Source organism: Pseudomonas sp. SJZ077 (assembly GCF_007993905.1).
Taxonomy (GTDB): Bacteria; Pseudomonadota; Gammaproteobacteria; order Pseudomonadales; family Pseudomonadaceae; genus Aquipseudomonas; species Aquipseudomonas mandelii.
In genome coordinates, this window is the sequence record NZ_VIUJ01000033.1 from 1 (window position 1) to 16,717 (window position 16,717).

Consider the following 16,717-nt stretch of genomic DNA (forward strand, 5'->3'; position numbering starts at 1 on the left):
CTGCGTAACTCTTTGTTTACCAAGGAGTTTTCCGTTTCGACTGCGCCGGAAGTGGGGCGAATTATAGACTTCCAGAATCTGCCGTCAACACCTATCTTCACATTTCTGTCATATAGATTAAAAAAGCCCGAAAACACGAAGGCCGAGCCCCAAGGGGCTCGGCTTTCTGCCCTTCTACTTACAAGCTAGGGAATGCGAATTGCGACGCTTCATGGCTCGCACGCTGCGGCCAGCGCTGGGTAATGGCCTTGCGACGGGTATAGAAGCGCACGCCATCCGGGCCATACGCATGCAGATCGCCAAACAGCGAACGCTTCCAGCCACCGAAGCTGTGATAAGCCACCGGCACCGGCAACGGCACGTTGACGCCGACCATGCCGACTTCGATCTCATCACAGAACAACCGCGCCGCTTCCCCATCACGGGTGAAGATGCAGGTGCCGTTGCCATATTCGTGATCGTTGATCAGTTGCATCGCCTCTTCCAGGCTGTTGACCCGAACCACACACAACACTGGCCCGAAGATCTCTTCTTTATAGATGCGCATCTCTGGCGTGACGTTGTCGAACAGGCAGCCACCCAGGAAGAAACCTTCCTCATGACCGGCCACGCTCAATCCACGACCATCAACCACCAGGGACGCGCCCGAAGAAACGCCGTCTTCTATATAGCCACTGACTTTATCGCGAGCCTGACCGGAAACCAGTGGCCCCATGTCCAGCCCACAGGAAGTACCCGCACCGATTTTCAGCGCCTTGATTTGCGGTACCAACTTGGCCACCAACGCATCCGCCACCTGGTCGCCCACACACACGGCCACCGAGATCGCCATGCAACGCTCGCCGCAAGAACCGTAAGCCGCACCCATCAGTGCGCTGACCGCGTTGTCCAGATCCGCATCCGGCATCAGCACCGCATGGTTCTTCGCGCCGCCCAGTGCCTGGACGCGTTTGCCGCGCTTGGTGCCTTCGGCGTAGATGTATTCGGCAATCGGCGTCGAGCCAACGAAGCTCAGCGCTTTGACTTCCGGCGCTTCGATCAGCGCGTCCACCGCCGCCTTGTCGCCATGCACCACACTCAGCACACCTTTAGGCAGGCCGGCTTCGATCAATAGTTGAGCGATCAACAGCGTCGAACTTGGATCACGCTCGGACGGTTTGAGGATGAAGCAGTTACCGCAGACGATCGCCAGTGGATACATCCACAGCGGAACCATGGCCGGGAAGTTGAACGGAGTAATACCCGCCACCACGCCCAACGGCTGGAAGTCCGACCAGGCATCGATGTTCGGACCAACGTTACGGCTGTACTCGCCCTTGAGGATTTCCGGCGCTGCGCAGGCGAACTCAACGTTCTCGATTCCGCGCTTCAGTTCACCGGCAGCATCTTCCAGGGTCTTGCCATGCTCTTCACTGATCAACTGGGCGATACGCGCTTCGTTCTGTTCCAGCAGTTGCTTGAAGCGGAACATCACCTGAGCACGTTTGGCCGGCGGCGTGTTACGCCAGGCCGGGAACGCAGCCTTGGCCGAGTCGATGGCTTTCTGAATGGTTTCGCGGCTGGCCAAAGGCAGCTTGTGGATGGCCTGGCCGGTGGACGGGTTGAACACGTCGGCCGTGCGACCGTCTTCGGTCACCAGTTCGCCATTGATCAAATGCGGGATAAGGCTCATGCGGGGCTCCTGAAAATTTGTCCACGAGACGCCCTTCAAGGGGCGCCTCTATATAGAAGGGAAAATCAGTCGATTTTGTTCAGCACTTCGCCGACCGCGTCGAACAGACGATCAAGGTCTTGCGGCTTGCTGTTGAAGGTTGGGCCGAACTGCAGGGTGTCGCCGCCGAAGCGCACGTAGAACCCGGCTTTCCACAGAGCCATGCCGGCTTCGAACGGACGCACGATGGCGTCGCCATCACGCGGTGCGATTTGGATCGCGCCTGCCAGACCGTAGTTACGAATATCGATAATGTTTTTCGAGCCCTTCAGGCCGTGCAGCGCATTTTCGAAATGTGGCGCGACTTCAGCCACGTTCTGCACCAGGTTTTCCTTTTGCAGCAGGTCGAGTGCAGCCAGGCCAGCGGCGCAAGCCACCGGGTGCGCGGAGTAGGTGTATCCGTGCGGGAATTCCACCGCGTACTCTGGCGTCGCCTGGTTCATGAAGGTCTGGTAGATCTCGGAGCTGGCAATCACCGCACCCATCGGAATCGCGCCGTTGGTGACTTGCTTGGCGATGCACATCAGGTCCGGGGTCACACCGAAGCTGTCGGCGCCGAACATCGAACCGGTACGGCCGAAACCGGTGATCACTTCGTCGAACACCAGCAGGATGTTGTGTTGATCGCAGATCTCGCGCAGACGCTTCAGATAACCCTGCGGCGGAACCAGCACGCCAGCGGAACCGGCCATTGGCTCGACGAATACGGCGGCGATGTTCGAAGCGTCATGCAACTCGATCAGCTTGAGCAGTTCATCGGCCAAGGCGATACCGCCCTCCGTCGGCATACCACGGGAATAGGCATTGCTCGCCAGCAAGGTGTGCGGCAGGTGATCGACGTCCATCATCGCCTGACCGAACATTTTGCGGTTGCCGTTCACGCCACCGAGGCTGGTGCCGGCGATGTTCACACCGTGATAGCCACGGGCACGACCGATCATTTTGGTCTTGGTGGCCTGGCCTTTCAGACGCCAGTAAGCACGCACCATCTTCACCGCCGTGTCAGCGCACTCGGAGCCCGAGTCAGTGAAGAACACGTGATTCAGATTGCCCGGCGTCAGATCGGTGATTTTCTCGGCCAGTTGAAACGACAACGGATGGCCGTACTGGAAGCCTGGCGAGTAATCGAGGGTGCCCAACTGCTTGGCAACCGCTTCCTGGATTTCCTTGCGAGTGTGCCCGGCGCCGCAGGTCCACAGACCCGACAGCGAATCGTAGACCTTGCGCCCCTTGTCGTCCGTCAACCAACTGCCCTCAGCAGCAACGATCAGTCGTGGATCGCGCTGGAAATTACGGTTGGCGGTGTAGGGCATCCAGTGGGCATCGAGCTTGAGCTGGCTGGCCAAAGGAGATCGGGCGTTTTCGGGCAAGTTCATGGGCAAAACCTCGCAGGGCAATAAGCGGCATAGAGATCAAAAGCGTTCTTGCAGCTAAATTGCCACGAGGATAAAGTCGGTGAAATCCAACTCTTCTAACGTTCAGTCAGCCATCCACTAAACTTTGAGTAATTCAAGCATGAGCAGCCGTCGCCCCGATCCGCTGGCGCAAGTCAGTGACTTTGATATCCGCCTGCTTCGGATCTTTCGCAGTGTGGTGGAGTGCGGAGGCTTTTCTGCGGCAGAGTCGGTATTGGGGATCGGCCGCTCGGCCATCAGCCAGCAGATGAGCGATCTGGAACAGCGCCTCGGCCTGCGTTTATGCCAACGCGGTCGCGCCGGATTTTCCCTGACCGAGGAAGGTCGGGAGGTCTATCAATCGGCCTTGCAGCTATTAAGTGCGCTGGAAAGTTTTCGCACTGAGGTCAACGGCCTGCACCAACACTTGCGCGGCGAATTGACCATCGGCCTGACCGACAACCTGGTCACCCTGCCCCACATGCGCATCACCCATGCGCTGGCACAACTGAAGGAACGCGGGCCGGACGTGCAGATTCAGATCCGCATGATCGCGCCAAATGAAGTTGAACAAGGGGTGCTCGACGGTCGATTGCATGTCGGCGTGGTGCCGCAGGCCAGCGCACTGTCGGGGCTGGAATATCAGCCGCTTTATAGCGAACGCTCGCTGCTGTATTGCGCGGTCGGTCATCCGTTGTTTTATGTCGACGATAAACAACTGGATGACGAGCGCCTCAATAGCCAGGACGCCATCGCGCCGACCTTCCGTTTGCCCGCGGAAATCCAGGCCCATTACCAGGCGCTCAATTGCACCGCCAGTGCCTCGGACCGTGAGGGCATGGCCTTCCTGATCCTGACCGGGCGCTTCATCGGCTACCTGCCGGACCATTACGCCAGCCTCTGGGTGCAGCAAGGTCGATTGCGGGCGCTGAAACCCAACGTGCGTTTTTATGACCTGAGCCTCGCATCGGTCACGCGCAAGGGCCGGCGCCCACATTTAGTGCTGGAAAGCTTCCTCGAAAGCCTGGCCGCGACACGTTGAAAGTGGCGAAAGCCGGCAGGAGCGAAGCTTGCTCGCGAAGACGGTGTGTCAGCTGTATTAATGTCGACTGACACGCCGCTTTTGCGAGCAGGCACTGCGCCTACAGGAATTGTGGTGTTCAGGTTTTATTGCGTCAGGACTTGTCTGGAGCTTGTGGGTGCGCTATCAACGCAGTGGCTACACCCATCCACTTGTCCGGAAGTGCCTATGACCTTTGAAGTCCCCGCTCACGGCGGCAAACCCGCCAGCCGCATTCGTCAGAAGAACGAAGAGACCATCATCAAAGCCGCCGAAGACGAATTTGCCCGTCACGGTTTCAAAGGCACCAGCATGAACACCATCGCCTTGAATGCCGGGCTGCCCAAGGCGAACCTGCATTATTACTTCACCAACAAACTCGGTTTGTACGTGGCGGTGTTGAGCAACATCCTTGAGTTATGGGACAGCACCTTTAATACCTTGACTGCCGAGGATGATCCGGCCGAAGCGCTGACGCGTTATATCCGCGCCAAAATGGAATTCTCCCGGCGCCAGCCGCAAGCCTCGCGGATCTTCGCCATGGAAGTGATCAGTGGCGGCGAATGCCTGACCGAGTATTTCAATCAGGACTATCGCGCCTGGTTCCAGGGCCGCGCGGCGGTGTTCCAGGCGTGGATCGACGCCGGCAAGATGGACCCGGTCGACCCGGTAAACCTGATCTTCCTGCTGTGGGGCAGTACCCAGCATTACGCCGACTTCGCCACCCAGATCTGCCGTGTCAGCGGCCGCACCAAGCTGACCAAGCAAGACATGGAAGACGCCGGCAACAACCTGATCCGCATCATCCTCAAGGGCTGCGGCCTCACGCCAGCTATCTAAGACACTTATGCCTTTTACCCTCAGCGGTTTTTGCGAATACCGCGAAGAGATTCGCAAAAGCCGTTTCATCACGTTCGCCACGTCGATCGCAAGCCCTGCCGACGCCCAGGCGTTCATCGATCAGCACAGCGACTTGAATGCCTCGCACAACTGCTGGGCCTGGAAGCTGGGCGACCAATACCGCAGCAATGACGATGGCGAACCGGGCGGCACCGCAGGACGACCGATTCTGGCGGCCATCGAAGCGCAGGATTGCGATCAGGTCGCAGTGCTGGTGATTCGTTGGTACGGCGGCATTCAATTGGGCACCGGCGGCCTCGCCCGGGCCTATGGCGGTGGCGCCAACAAGTGCCTGCAAGGCGCGGCGAAAGTCGAGCTGATCAGTCGGGTGCCGGTGAGCTGTACCTGTGCGTTTGGTGAGTTGGCGCTGGTGAAACTGCGCGTCGCTGAATCGGGTGGTTTGGTGGTGGAAGAAACCTTCACCGCCAACGGCGTGGAATTGCAATTGGCGATCGGCAAAGAGCACATCACAACCCTGCAAACTCAGCTCGCCGACCTGAGTCGCGGGCGCATTGTGTTGCAGCACTGATCGCACCAACACCGTTCACCGCCCTTTTATCGAGCCTGTTCAGATGCCCACATCTGCTGTGCACCCGGCTGTGGATAACCTGAGCACATCCTGCTGTAACCCTTCTGTCATGCGGCTTTGCGGGCTTTGCTCATTTTTCATCCAACTTTCCATACAAACCACTAATTTCACGAAAAAACAAACAGTTAGCGTCGGTTATCACCTTTAGAAGATAGCCGCACAGTGCTTATGCCCGTGCTTTCGGCTTGCGCACAAATACTGTGGAACAACCTGTGGATAACCCGTTCATGACTGGCTCTGCCCTATATCCGGCATAGGTTGCGGTGTGTTGCTCGTTTTTTGATCAATACCCGACGGGCAAAATCAGAGCCTGATCAAGCACTTTGCCCCTAAGTAGTGCTTGATCGACGATCAAAAGATGGCGAGGCCGCGCCCTCAATGCCTTTGCCAGCAAGGATTTTCGGTTTTCCTGACTCAATGGCCAGGAAATTGCTTTATCCACAGGCATAACTCCTATCGACCCGAGCCTGTCATGCCCAACCCCGTGCCGATCCCCGATCAAACGCCTCGACTGCAACTGCGCAAAATCAGCAAACGTTACCCCGGCTGCCTGGCCAACGACGCCATCGACCTGAGCATTGCTCCCGGTGAAATCCACGCCCTGCTCGGCGAAAACGGTGCGGGCAAAAGTACGTTGATGAAGATCATCTATGGCGTCACACACGCCGATTCCGGGGAAATGATCTGGCAGGGCGGCCGCGTGAACATGCGCAATCCAGCGCAGGCTCGCGCACTGGGGATCGGCATGGTCTTCCAGCACTTCTCGCTGTTCGAAACCCTCAGCGTGGCGCAGAACATTGCCCTGGCAATGGGTGCGGCGTCCGGCACGCCGAAGCAGCTTGAGCCAAAAATTCGTGAAGTCTCCCGACGCTACGGCATGGCGCTGGAACCGGAGCGCCTTGTCCATAGCCTGTCGATCGGCGAGCGGCAACGGGTGGAAATCGTTCGTTGCCTGATGCAGGACATCCGCCTGCTGATTCTCGATGAGCCGACTTCCGTGCTTACGCCGCAGGAGGCTGACGACCTCTTCATCACCCTGCGCCGGCTCGCGGCCGAGGGTTGCAGCATTCTGTTCATCAGCCACAAGCTCGGTGAAGTGCGCGCGTTATGTCACAGCGCTACGGTGCTGCGCGGCGGTCGGGTGGCCGGGCATTGCGTGCCGTCCGAGTGTTCGGATCAGCAATTGGCGAGGTTGATGGTGGGGGAAGCCGCCGAGCTGATTACCGATTATCCGAAGGTGATCGGCGGTGACTCGTTTTTGAATGTGAGCGGATTGTCGTGGCACAACCCGGACCCGTTCGGCTGCTCCCTGACGGACATTGGTCTCGAAGTGCGCAGCGGCGAGATCGTCGGAATCGCCGGTGTTGCAGGCAATGGTCAGGATGAATTGCTGGCCCTGCTCAGTGGTGAAGAACGGTTGAGCCGAAACGATAACGGGACGATCCGTTTCGGCGGGCAGCCGGTCGCCGATTTGCGGCCCGATGCGCGACGCCACCTCGGCCTCGCGTTCGTTCCCGCCGAGCGTTTGGGCCACGGCGCGGTGCCCGAACTGAGCCTCGCCAACAACGCCCTGCTCACCGCGTTTCAACAAGGGCTGGTCAGCAACGGCCTGATTCAGAGGGCCAAGGTCGAAGCCTTGGCGGCAGAAATCATCCGCCGTTTTGGCGTGAAAACACCCGATACCCAAGCGCTGGCCCGCAGCTTGTCCGGTGGCAATTTGCAGAAATTCATCCTCGGCCGCGAGATCCTTCAGCAACCGAAATTGCTGGTGGCCGCGCACCCGACCTGGGGCGTGGACGTCGGCGCCGCCGCCACCATTCACCGAGCGTTGATTGCCTTGCGCGATGCCGGTGCGGCGATCCTGGTGATCAGCGAAGACCTCGACGAATTGTTCCAGATCAGCGACCGGCTCGGTGCCTTGTGCAGCGGACGCCTGTCGCCGCTCAGGGCCACGGTCGACACGCGCCTGATCGATGTCGGCGGCTGGATGGCCGGCCAGTTCGACGCCCCTCAAACACTCGCATCCGCAACGGTTTAACGGAGTTTCACATGCTGCTTTCTCTCGAACCCCGTGGCCAGCAATCGCGCCTGATGCTGTGGTGCTCGCCGTTGCTGGCCGCGGCCCTGACTTTGGGCTGCGGCTCGCTGTTGTTTATTGCGTTGGGTCATGACCCGCTGCTCACGCTGCACACCCTGCTGATTGCGCCGGTCTGCGACTTGTATGGTGTCTCCGAACTGTTGGTCAAAGCGTTGCCTATTTTGCTCTGCGCGCTGGGGCTGGCCGTGGCGTATCAGGCGCGGATCTGGAACATCGGCGCCGAAGGCCAATTGCTGCTCGGCGCCCTGGCCGGCAGTGCGCTGGCGGTGAATATCATCAATATGCAAAGTCGCTGGGCGCTGGTGCTGATCCTGCTGGTCGGCACGTTGGCCGGAGCTGCGTGGGGCGGGCTGACAGCGTGGTTGCGCACGCGTTTCAATGCCAACGAAATCCTCACCAGCATCATGCTTAATTACATCGCGCTGAACCTGCTGCTGTTCTGCGTGCATGGGCCGTTGAAGGACCCGGCCGGTTTCAACTTTCCGGAGTCGGCGATGTTCGGCGATGCCAGCCGTTTGCCGCTGTTGATGGAAGACGGCCGGGTTCACGCCGGGGTGTATTTCGCCCTGCTCGCGTTGGTGGCGGTCTGGGTTTTGCTGCAGAAAAGCTTTGTCGGTTTCCAGATAAAAGTGCTCGGGCTGGACAAGCGCGCGGCGGGTTTCGTCGGGTTTCGCGAGAAGCAGCTGATCTGGCTGGCGCTGTTGATCAGCGGCGGATTGGCAGGGCTGGCCGGAGTGAGCGAAGTCACCGGGCCGATCGGCCAACTGGTGCCGCAGGTCTCGCCGGGTTATGGCTATGCCGCTATCACGGTGGCGTTTCTAGGGCGGCTCAACCCCATCGGCATTCTGTTTTCCAGCCTGCTGATGGCGTTGCTGTACATCGGCGGCGAGAGCGCGCAGATGAGCATGAACCTGCCGCAAGCCATCACCCAGTTGTTCCAGGGAATGATGCTGTTTTTCCTGTTGGCCAGTGACGTGCTGATTCTTTACCGACCGCGTTTGAACCTGCGCTGGACTCGCCGCACACAAGCCACCGCTGCACACGCCGGAGCGCTGTGATGGATATCGATCTGCTGAGCAATATTTTCTACGCCATGGTCCGTTGCGGCACGCCGTTGCTGTTGGTGGCCCTGGGCGAATTGATCTGTGAGAAAAGCGGCGTCCTGAATCTGGGTCAGGAAGGCATGATGCTGTTTGGCGCAGTGATCGGTTTTATCGTCGCCCTGAACAGCGGCAACCTGTGGCTTGGCGTGTTGCTGGCGATGCTCGCCGGGATGCTGTTGTCGTCGCTGTTTGCGCTGGTGGCGCTGGTGTTCAATGCCAATCAGGTGGCCACCGGATTGGCGCTGACGATTTTCGGCGTGGGCCTGTCGACGTTTGTCGGCGCGGCGTGGGTCGGTAAACCGCTGGCCGGTTTTGAGCCGGTGGCGATTCCTTACCTGAGTGAAATCCCTTTGATCGGGCGAATGCTGTTCGCGCAGGATTTGCTGGTGTATCTGTCGTTCGCGTTGTTTGCGCTGGTAGCGTGGGTAATCCTGAAAAGTCGCGTCGGGCTGATCATACAAGCGGTCGGGGAAAGCCCGGAGGCGGCCAGTGCCATGGGCTTGCCGGTGTTGGGTGTGCGTGCACTGGCGGTGCTGTTTGGCGGCGCGATGGCCGGTTTGGCGGGGGCTTATTTGTCCCTGGCCTATACGCCGATGTGGGCGGAAAACATGAGTGCCGGCCGTGGCTGGATTGCCTTGGCGCTGGTGGTGTTTGCCAGTTGGCGAGTGTGGCGATTGCTGCTGGGGGCGTACCTGTTCGGGCTCGCGAGCATCCTGCATCTGGTGGCGCAGGGGTTGGGGCTGGCGATTCCGTCGAGCCTGTTGGCGATGTTGCCGTATGTCGCGACCATTGTGGTGTTGGTGCTGTTGTCGCGGGACGCGGTGCGCACACGGTTGTATGCGCCGGTGTCGTTGGGGCAGCCGTGGCAGGCGGGGCATTAAGGTTGACCCGGCCGGCCTCTTCGCGGGCAAGCCTCGCTCCTACAGGTTTTGCGCAATCGCTGAAATCGGCACTGGACCTGTAGGAGCGAGCGGCGCGGCGATCCGACTTGCCCGCGAAGGCTGCCGAACCGGCAACACTTGAGCCACGCCCCACGCCAATTCAAAGACCAGAAAAATCACCAACAGCGAACTGGCGCCATGGACCAAGGCATAAAGCTGCCAAGCCGAAAACAGAAACCGCCCCACCGCGTCATACCGACCAAACACCTGCTGCGGATCACGAATCCGCAGCACCGCCCACACGCACACAATCGACCCCAGCAGATTCGCCATCAACATGTGCATCGGCTCGAACGGCGGCAACTCGCCCGGCAAATCGAACGCCTGACTCACACTCGACAACACCCCGTGCAACGCGGCAAAACTCCACGGCGTGATAAACGCCGCTGTCACGATCAAGTCATACCAGGCGCTGCCCCGCACCACCCGGCGATATTGCGTTGAAGTCCACATCGGCCTTGCTCCATAAATTCAGGGAGCAACAAGGCTAAAGCCTGGAGTATGCTCCAGGGTCAAGCCCCTCTTGAGACGTCATGATGCGCATCGGTGAATTAGCCCAGGCCAGCGCCGTCAGCCGCGACACGCTGCGCTTCTACGAGCAGCGCGGACTGATCGCCGCACAACGCAGTGCCAACGGCTATCGCGACTACCCGCCAGACATGGTGCAACTGGTGTTGTACATCAAGACGGCTCAACGGTTGGGCTTTACCCTCGGCGAGATCGGCAACAGCGTCGCCACGATATGGCAATCGCCGGATCCTGACAGCGCCGTCACGCAGTTGCTGCAAGACAAACTCAAGCTGATTGAAACCCGTATGGACGAACTCGGTGCATTGCGCCACGAGTTGCAACAACGGCTCGGTCAGCGTTGTCCACTGAGCCCATGATCCTCACTTATCAAGGAAGCCACTCATGTCCAAGGCAAAAACCGCACTCATCATCGGTGCCTCCCGGGGCCTGGGCCTCGGCCTGGTGAAAACCCTGCTGGCCGACGGCTGGCAAGTCACCGCCACCGTGCGCAACCCGCAGAACGCCGAGGCGCTGCAGGCGTTGGGCAAGGTGCGGATCGAGAAGCTCGACATGGACGATCAGCAGGCGGTCATCGCCCTGAGCCAACAGCTCAAGGGTGAAGTGTTCGATTTGCTATTCGTGAATGCCGGGGTCAAGGGGCCGGACGTTCAGACGCCGGGCGGCGCGACGTTGGCCGAGGTCGGTCAATTGTTCTTCACCAACGCCGTGGCGCCGATCAACCTGGCACAACGTTTTGCCGGGCAGATTCGCCCGGAGACCGGCGTGCTGGCGTTCATGAGCTCGGTGCTGGGCAGCGTGACCATGCCGGACGCGCCGGAGCTGGCGTTGTACAAGGCCAGTAAAGCGGCGCTGAATTCCATGACCAACAGCTTCGTTACGCAACTGGGCGAGCAGAAACTCACCGTGCTGTCGTTGCATCCGGGTTGGGTGAAGACCGACATGGGCGGTGAAGGCGCCGATATCGACGTGGAAACCAGTACGCGCGGGTTGGTCGATCAGGTGAATGCGTACACCGGCAAGGGTGGACATCACTTCGTGAACTACAGAGGCGAAACCATTCCCTGGTAAACACCACCCTCGCGCCTACAGGATTTCATTCCACATAAGGTTTGCGTCGTCTGGTCGGGCAGGACTTGCCGGCCAGGCGGTTTTGTTTGAAACTCCGCACCTCGTCCCCGCGGCGACCCTGGATCAGCAGACAGGGTAATCACTGAGCTGGCTAACCTGAACCCCACTTTCAGAGGAGCCGGCCAACATGCCTGCGACCCGTACCTGGCTAAAAAATCCCCTCGCCATTTTCACTGCCAATGACCTCGATGCCCGTGGCGGCCTGGTGGTGCAAGACGGCGTGATCGTCGAAGTGCTCGCCGCTGGCCAGCAACCGTCCGCGCCCTGCGGACACGTCTTCGATGCCCGCAAGCATGTGATCCTGCCGGGACTGATCAACACCCATCACCACTTCTATCAAACCCTGACCCGCGCCTGGGCGCCGGTGGTCAATCAGCCGTTGTTCCCGTGGCTGAAAACCCTCTACCCGGTCTGGGCCCGCCTCACCCCTGAGAAACTCGCCCTCGCCACGAAAGTCGCGCTGGCTGAGTTGCTGCTGTCCGGCTGCACCACCGCCGCCGATCACCACTACCTGTTCCCGGAAGGCCTGGAAAACGCGATCGACGTGCAAGTCGAAAGCGTTCGCGAACTGGGCATGCGCGCCATGCTGACGCGCGGGTCCATGAGCCTGGGTGAAAAGGACGGCGGCCTGCCACCGCAGCAGACCGTGCAGGAAGGCGAAGTGATCCTCGCGGACAGCCAGCGCTTGATCGCCGAGTACCACGAGCGTGGTGATGGTGCGCAAATCCAGATCGCCCTGGCGCCGTGTTCGCCGTTTTCGGTGACACCGGAAATCATGTCCGCCAGCGCCGAACTGGCAAACAAACTCGACGTGCGTCTGCACACGCACTTGGCCGAAACCCTCGACGAAGAAGACTTCTGCCTGCAACGCTTCGGCCTGCGCACCGTGGATTATCTGGACAGCGTCGGCTGGCTCGGCCCGCGCACCTGGCTCGCGCACGGCATCCACTTCAACCCGGACGAAATCGCCCGCCTCGGTGCCGCTGGCACCGGGATTTGCCATTGCCCGAGTTCGAACATGCGCCTGGCCTCCGGCATTTGCCCGACCCTGGACCTGACCGCTGCCGGTGCGTTGCTCGGCCTGGGCGTGGATGGATCGGCGTCCAACGATGCGTCGAACATGATGCTCGAAACCCGTCAGGCGCTTTACATTCAGCGGCTACGTTATGGCGCGCAGAAGATCACCCCGGAACTGGTTCTGGGTTGGGCAACCAAGGGTTCGGCGAGTTTGTTGGGGCGTTCCGATATCGGCGAACTGGCGGTGGGCAAGCAGGCGGATCTGGCGTTGTTCAAGCTCGATGAACTGCGTTTCTCCGGCAGTCATGATCCGGTGTCGGCGTTGCTGCTGTGCGGTGCTGATCGCGCGGATCGGGTGATGATTGGTGGCAAATGGCGGGTGATTGACGGGCAGGTTGAAGGGCTGGATCTCAAAGGCCTGATCGCCGATCACAGCCAGGCGGCCCGGCAGCTAATCGCCGGCGTCTGATACAACACAAATCAAACTGTAGGAGTGAGCCTGCTCGCGATAGCGGTGTGTCAGACAACCTCAATGTCGACTGACACACCGCTATCGCGAGCAGGCTCACTCCTACAGGGGATTTGTGGTGTGTTCAGAGGCCCAGCAGCGACAACATGATGAACGTCGCAAACAACACAAAATGGGTCATGCCTTCGATGGCATTGGTTTCGCCGTCGTTGAGGTTGATTGCGCTGACGATCAGGGTGAGGAAGATCATCACCGTCTGCACCGGGGTCATCGCCATCTGAAACGGCTGGCCAGTGTAGAGCGCCATCGCTTCCATCACCGGCACCGTCAGGATCACCGTCGACAATGACGCGCCCATGGCGATGTTGACTACCGATTGCATCCGGTTGGCCAAGGCCGCGCGCAATGCCGTCAGGATCTCCGGCGCCGCGGAAATGGCCGCCACCAGAATCGCCGTAATCACCGGCGGAGCCCCCGTGCCTTCCAGGCCCAGGTCGAGGGTCTTGGACATCACTTCGGCCAAGGCGCCGATCACCACAACGCCGAACACCAACGTACCGATACTCAGCGCCAGATTGACCGGTTCAGGTTCCTCCTCCGGGACTTTCCTGCGGCGTTTTTCCGGGTAGCTGTAGCTGAAGAAGTAACTGTGCGGCCCGACCTGCATACGCAGGAACAGGGTGTAGAGCACGACCATCGCGCCAATCGTGAACGCCGAATACAGCTTCCAGTTAGCTTCGGGAATGAACTCCGGCACCACCATGGAAACGCCCATTGCGGTGAGGATCATCACGCTGTAACTGCGGGCCGAGTCGTCGTTGTACGACTGTTCACCGTGCTTGATCCCACCCATCAACGCGGCCAGGCCGAGGATGCCATTGATGTCGAGCATCACCGCCGAGTAAATCGTGTCGCGCACCAGGGTTGGCGAGGCTTCGTTACTCATCATGATCGCCAGGATCACCACTTCCACCAGCACGGCGGCCAGGGTCAGGATCATGGTGCCGTAAGGGTCGCCGACTTTTTCCGCGAGCAGTTCGGCGTGATGGGCGACACGCATGGAGGCGACGACGATGAAGGCAATCAGCACCAGGCCAGCGGTCAGCGCGATGGGCTGGCCGCTGTGCAGCATCCAGTGTTCCAGTGGATAAGCGACGAGCGCGGCAATCACGGCCAGCAACAGAAACTTTTCTTGCTTGAGGAGTGTGAGCATTGCGGGCCTTTTGTGCCGAGTGAAGCGATCAGGGTGATGAGCTACTGACTGCGGGGCGGCGCTAACGTTTCGTTACACCTTAGCGCACCAGTGGATGGCAGCAGGTTTGACACGTGCACTTTTATTGGCCTTGCGGAGCTCTTCGCGGGCACGCCTCGCTCCTACAGGTCGGCGTCGCTCTTGTAGGAGCGAGGCTTGCCCGCGAAGGCCATTACACGGTTTCAGTGTTTTTGTTGTCCTGTTGGTCAGCAATTTGCATTGCCTCTGCCCACCTCACAACAACATGGAGTTCGAATTCATGCACAAACGTCCGTTGAAGAAGCTGCTTTGCGCCGTTGCCGCGGCTATTGGTCTGAGCGCGAGCCTGACCGCCAGCGCCGCCGACCCGCTGAAAGTCGGCTTCGTCTATATCGGCCCGATCGGTGACCACGGCTGGACGTATCAGCATGAACAGGGGCGCAAGGCGCTGGCCGAGAAGTTCGGCAATCAGATCACCACCAACTATGTGGAGAACGTCGCCGAAGGTGCCGATGCCGAGCGAGTGATCCGCAACATGGCCAAGGACAACTACGACCTGATCTTCACCACGTCGTTCGGCTACATGAACCCGACCCTGAAAGTCGCCAAGCAGTTTCCCAAGGTGACCTTCGAACACGCCACCGGCTACAAGCAGGACAAGAACCTGGGCACCTACCTGGCGCGCACGTATGAAGGTCGCTACGTCGGCGGTTTCCTCGCGGCGAAGATGACCAAGACCAAGAAGATCGGCTACGTCGCGTCCTTCCCTATCCCTGAGGTGATCCGCGACATCAACGCTATTCAACTGGCCCTGAACAAATACAACCCAGGCACCGAGATCAAGGTGGTATGGGTCAACTCGTGGTTCGATCCGGGAAAGGAAGCCGACGCCGCCAACGCGCTGATCGACCAGGGCGTCGACGTGGTGTTCCAGCACACCGACAGCCCGGCACCGATTCAGGCAGCCGAACGCCGCGGCGTGTATGCCGTGGGCTACGCTTCGGACATGGCGCACTTCGGGCCGAAAGCGGTGCTGACGTCGATCGTCAACGACTGGGGCCCGCATTACATTCAAGCGACCCAAAGCGTGCTCGACCACACCTGGAAATCGCAGGATTACTGGGGCGGTTTGAAAGAAGGCACGGTTGAACTGCCGATCAGCGACCTGGTGCCAGCGGCGGTGAAAACCGAGGCCGAGCAGATCATTGCGGACATCAAGAGCGGCGCCTTCCACCCGTTCACCGGGCCGATCAAGGATCAGGCCGGCACCGAAAAAATCCCGACGGGCGCGACGGCAAGCAATGCGGAACTGGCGTCGATGAATTACTACGTTGAAGGGATGAAGGCCGATATTCCGAAGTAGCTCCCCAACCCAACACAAAACCCTGTAGCAGTGAGCCTGCTCGCGATGGCGGAGTGTCAGACACTATCAATGTCGACTGACACGCCGCGATCGCGAGCAGGCTCACTCCTACAATGAATTTTCAGCGTCCTTGAGAATTGCGCATGAACCAACTTCCGATCATCGACATCGCCCCGCTCTATAGCGAAGACCAACACGCTTGGAAGTCCGTTGCCGAAAAGATCGACCGCGCCTGCCGCGACTGGGGCTTTTTCTACATCAAGGGGCATCCGATCTCCGCGTCACGCATCCACGCTGTGCTCGACCATGCCCAACGCTTCTTCGCCTTGCCCACCGCCGAAAAGCTCAAGATCGACATCACCCAGACTCGCCACCATCGCGGCTACGGTGCCATCGCCACCGAGCAACTCGACCCGAGCAAACCCAGCGACCTGAAAGAAACCTTCGACATGGGCCTGCACCTGCCGGCCGACCACCCGCAAGTACTGGCGGAAAAACCGCTGCGCGGTCCCAACCGCCATCCCTTGATGCCCGGCTGGGAAGCGTTGATGGAGCAGCATTACATCGACATGCAGGCCCTCGCCCAAACCCTGCTGCGTGCCATGACCCTGGCGCTGAACATCGAGCGCGACTTCTTCGACACGCGCTTCAATGAACCGGTCAGCGTGCTGCGGATGATCCATTATCCGCCGCGCCATACCGCCAGCTCCGAGGAGCAGCAAGGCGCCGGCGCCCACACCGATTACGGCTGCATTACCCTGCTGTACCAGGACGCCGCCGGTGGCCTGCAAGTGCGCAACGTCAAAGGCGAATGGATCGACGCGCCGCCGATCGAAGGCACGTTCGTGGTCAACCTCGGCGACATGATGGCCCGCTGGAGCAACGACCGTTACCTGTCGACGCCGCACCGGGTGATCAGCCCGCTGGGCGTCGATCGTTACTCGATGCCGTTCTTCGCCGAACCACACCCCGATACGCCCATTGAATGCCTGCCAGGTTGCCAGGACGAATCGCACCCGGCGAAGTACCCGGCCACTACCTGCGCTGAATTCCTGCTCTCGCGCTTCGCCGAGACCTACGCCTATCGACGGGAACAGGCGGTGGTGTGATGAACTGGCTGGTCAGGTTTTGCTAATTGTTTCTACGGGCATCTGTAGAATGCTCGCCATCTGCACCTGATGA

15 protein-coding genes are annotated in these 16,717 nt (G+C 59.9%); 11 read left to right on the forward strand and 4 right to left on the reverse strand.

The window, feature by feature from the left end:
- Positions 1–178: 178 nt before the first annotated feature.
- Together FBY01_RS30270 and FBY01_RS30275 are read right to left on the reverse strand one after the other, a co-directional pair.
- A complete protein-coding gene (locus tag FBY01_RS30270) occupies positions 179–1,672 on the reverse strand; it encodes a CoA-acylating methylmalonate-semialdehyde dehydrogenase (RefSeq protein ID WP_010463762.1) in 1,494 nt (497 codons plus the stop codon).
- Between the two features lie 65 nt (positions 1,673–1,737).
- Positions 1,738–3,087 carry an aspartate aminotransferase family protein gene (locus tag FBY01_RS30275; RefSeq protein WP_010463764.1) on the reverse strand — a complete coding sequence of 450 codons (1,350 nt, stop codon included), beginning with the start codon at positions 3,085–3,087 and terminating at the stop codon, positions 1,738–1,740.
- Positions 3,088–3,226: 139 nt separating this feature from the next.
- Here FBY01_RS30275 and FBY01_RS30280 point away from each other — a divergent pair, with 139 nt between their 5' ends.
- From FBY01_RS30280 to FBY01_RS30305, 6 genes are all read left to right on the forward strand, one after another.
- Positions 3,227–4,147 (forward strand): LysR family transcriptional regulator, encoded by a 921-nt coding sequence (locus FBY01_RS30280; RefSeq protein ID WP_010463766.1) that lies wholly within the window; start codon positions 3,227–3,229, stop codon positions 4,145–4,147.
- Positions 4,148–4,354: 207 nt separating this feature from the next.
- On the forward strand, positions 4,355–5,005 hold the full coding sequence (locus tag FBY01_RS30285; protein WP_010463768.1) for a TetR/AcrR family transcriptional regulator: 651 nt from the start codon (positions 4,355–4,357) through the stop codon (positions 5,003–5,005).
- A gap of 7 nt (positions 5,006–5,012) precedes the next feature.
- Positions 5,013–5,594 carry a YigZ family protein gene (locus tag FBY01_RS30290; protein WP_145310901.1) on the forward strand — a complete coding sequence of 194 codons (582 nt, stop codon included), beginning with the start codon at positions 5,013–5,015 and terminating at the stop codon, positions 5,592–5,594.
- Positions 5,595–6,126: 532 nt separating this feature from the next.
- On the forward strand, positions 6,127–7,692 hold the full coding sequence (locus tag FBY01_RS30295) for an ABC transporter ATP-binding protein (RefSeq protein ID WP_145310903.1): 1,566 nt from the start codon (positions 6,127–6,129) through the stop codon (positions 7,690–7,692).
- 11 nt (positions 7,693–7,703) lie between these two features.
- A complete protein-coding gene (locus tag FBY01_RS30300) occupies positions 7,704–8,810 on the forward strand; it encodes an ABC transporter permease (protein ID WP_145310905.1) in 1,107 nt (368 codons plus the stop codon).
- Positions 8,810–9,736 carry an ABC transporter permease gene (locus FBY01_RS30305; protein ID WP_077750221.1) on the forward strand — a complete coding sequence of 309 codons (927 nt, stop codon included), beginning with the start codon at positions 8,810–8,812 and terminating at the stop codon, positions 9,734–9,736. The genes FBY01_RS30300 and FBY01_RS30305 overlap by 1 nt, the downstream gene beginning before the upstream one ends.
- A 39-nt stretch (positions 9,737–9,775) precedes the next feature.
- Here FBY01_RS30305 and FBY01_RS30310 read toward each other — a convergent pair whose 3' ends face one another.
- Positions 9,776–10,249, reverse strand: coding sequence for a hypothetical protein (locus FBY01_RS30310; protein ID WP_145310907.1), 474 nt, complete (start codon positions 10,247–10,249; stop codon positions 9,776–9,778).
- Between the two features lie 83 nt (positions 10,250–10,332).
- Between FBY01_RS30310 and FBY01_RS30315 the strand changes: the two genes are divergently transcribed.
- From FBY01_RS30315 to FBY01_RS30325, 3 genes are all read left to right on the forward strand, one after another.
- Positions 10,333–10,683, forward strand: coding sequence for a MerR family transcriptional regulator (locus FBY01_RS30315; protein WP_077750226.1), 351 nt, complete (start codon positions 10,333–10,335; stop codon positions 10,681–10,683).
- A gap of 25 nt (positions 10,684–10,708) precedes the next feature.
- Positions 10,709–11,395, forward strand: coding sequence for an SDR family oxidoreductase (locus FBY01_RS30320; protein WP_010463780.1), 687 nt, complete (start codon positions 10,709–10,711; stop codon positions 11,393–11,395).
- 187 nt (positions 11,396–11,582) lie between these two features.
- Positions 11,583–12,941, forward strand: coding sequence for an 8-oxoguanine deaminase (locus FBY01_RS30325; protein WP_145310909.1), 1,359 nt, complete (start codon positions 11,583–11,585; stop codon positions 12,939–12,941).
- Between the two features lie 124 nt (positions 12,942–13,065).
- On the opposite strand, the gene FBY01_RS30330 is transcribed toward FBY01_RS30325, so the two are convergent.
- Positions 13,066–14,154, reverse strand: a complete 1,089-nt coding sequence (locus FBY01_RS30330; RefSeq protein ID WP_010463784.1) for a calcium:proton antiporter — start codon at positions 14,152–14,154, stop codon at positions 13,066–13,068.
- 298 nt (positions 14,155–14,452) lie between these two features.
- Between FBY01_RS30330 and FBY01_RS30335 the strand changes: the two genes are divergently transcribed.
- The gene (locus FBY01_RS30335; protein WP_010463786.1) at positions 14,453–15,535 is read left to right on the forward strand and encodes a BMP family ABC transporter substrate-binding protein; all 1,083 of its coding nucleotides are present in this window, start codon (positions 14,453–14,455) and stop codon (positions 15,533–15,535) included.
- A 143-nt stretch (positions 15,536–15,678) separates the two neighbouring features.
- Complete coding sequence (locus FBY01_RS30345; protein ID WP_145310911.1) at positions 15,679–16,644, forward strand: isopenicillin N synthase family oxygenase; 966 nt, start codon at positions 15,679–15,681, stop codon at positions 16,642–16,644.
- Positions 16,645–16,717: the final 73 nt, after the last annotated feature.

Bases quoted from the DNA above. Each gene is read 5' to 3' on its own strand.
- FBY01_RS30270 (WP_010463762.1), bottom strand. From the start codon at position 1,672: ATGAGCCTTATCCCGCATTTGATCAATGGCGAACTGGTGACCGAAGAC.
- FBY01_RS30275 (WP_010463764.1), bottom strand. From the start codon at position 3,087: ATGAACTTGCCCGAAAACGCCCGATCTCCTTTGGCCAGCCAGCTCAAG.
- FBY01_RS30280 (WP_010463766.1), top strand. From the start codon at position 3,227: ATGAGCAGCCGTCGCCCCGATCCGCTGGCGCAAGTCAGTGACTTTGAT.
- FBY01_RS30285 (WP_010463768.1), top strand. From the start codon at position 4,355: ATGACCTTTGAAGTCCCCGCTCACGGCGGCAAACCCGCCAGCCGCATT.
- FBY01_RS30290 (WP_145310901.1), top strand. From the start codon at position 5,013: ATGCCTTTTACCCTCAGCGGTTTTTGCGAATACCGCGAAGAGATTCGC.
- FBY01_RS30295 (WP_145310903.1), top strand. From the start codon at position 6,127: ATGCCCAACCCCGTGCCGATCCCCGATCAAACGCCTCGACTGCAACTG.
- FBY01_RS30300 (WP_145310905.1), top strand. From the start codon at position 7,704: ATGCTGCTTTCTCTCGAACCCCGTGGCCAGCAATCGCGCCTGATGCTG.
- FBY01_RS30305 (WP_077750221.1), top strand. From the start codon at position 8,810: ATGGATATCGATCTGCTGAGCAATATTTTCTACGCCATGGTCCGTTGC.
- FBY01_RS30310 (WP_145310907.1), bottom strand. From the start codon at position 10,249: ATGTGGACTTCAACGCAATATCGCCGGGTGGTGCGGGGCAGCGCCTGG.
- FBY01_RS30315 (WP_077750226.1), top strand. From the start codon at position 10,333: ATGCGCATCGGTGAATTAGCCCAGGCCAGCGCCGTCAGCCGCGACACG.
- FBY01_RS30320 (WP_010463780.1), top strand. From the start codon at position 10,709: ATGTCCAAGGCAAAAACCGCACTCATCATCGGTGCCTCCCGGGGCCTG.
- FBY01_RS30325 (WP_145310909.1), top strand. From the start codon at position 11,583: ATGCCTGCGACCCGTACCTGGCTAAAAAATCCCCTCGCCATTTTCACT.
- FBY01_RS30330 (WP_010463784.1), bottom strand. From the start codon at position 14,154: ATGCTCACACTCCTCAAGCAAGAAAAGTTTCTGTTGCTGGCCGTGATT.
- FBY01_RS30335 (WP_010463786.1), top strand. From the start codon at position 14,453: ATGCACAAACGTCCGTTGAAGAAGCTGCTTTGCGCCGTTGCCGCGGCT.
- FBY01_RS30345 (WP_145310911.1), top strand. From the start codon at position 15,679: ATGAACCAACTTCCGATCATCGACATCGCCCCGCTCTATAGCGAAGAC.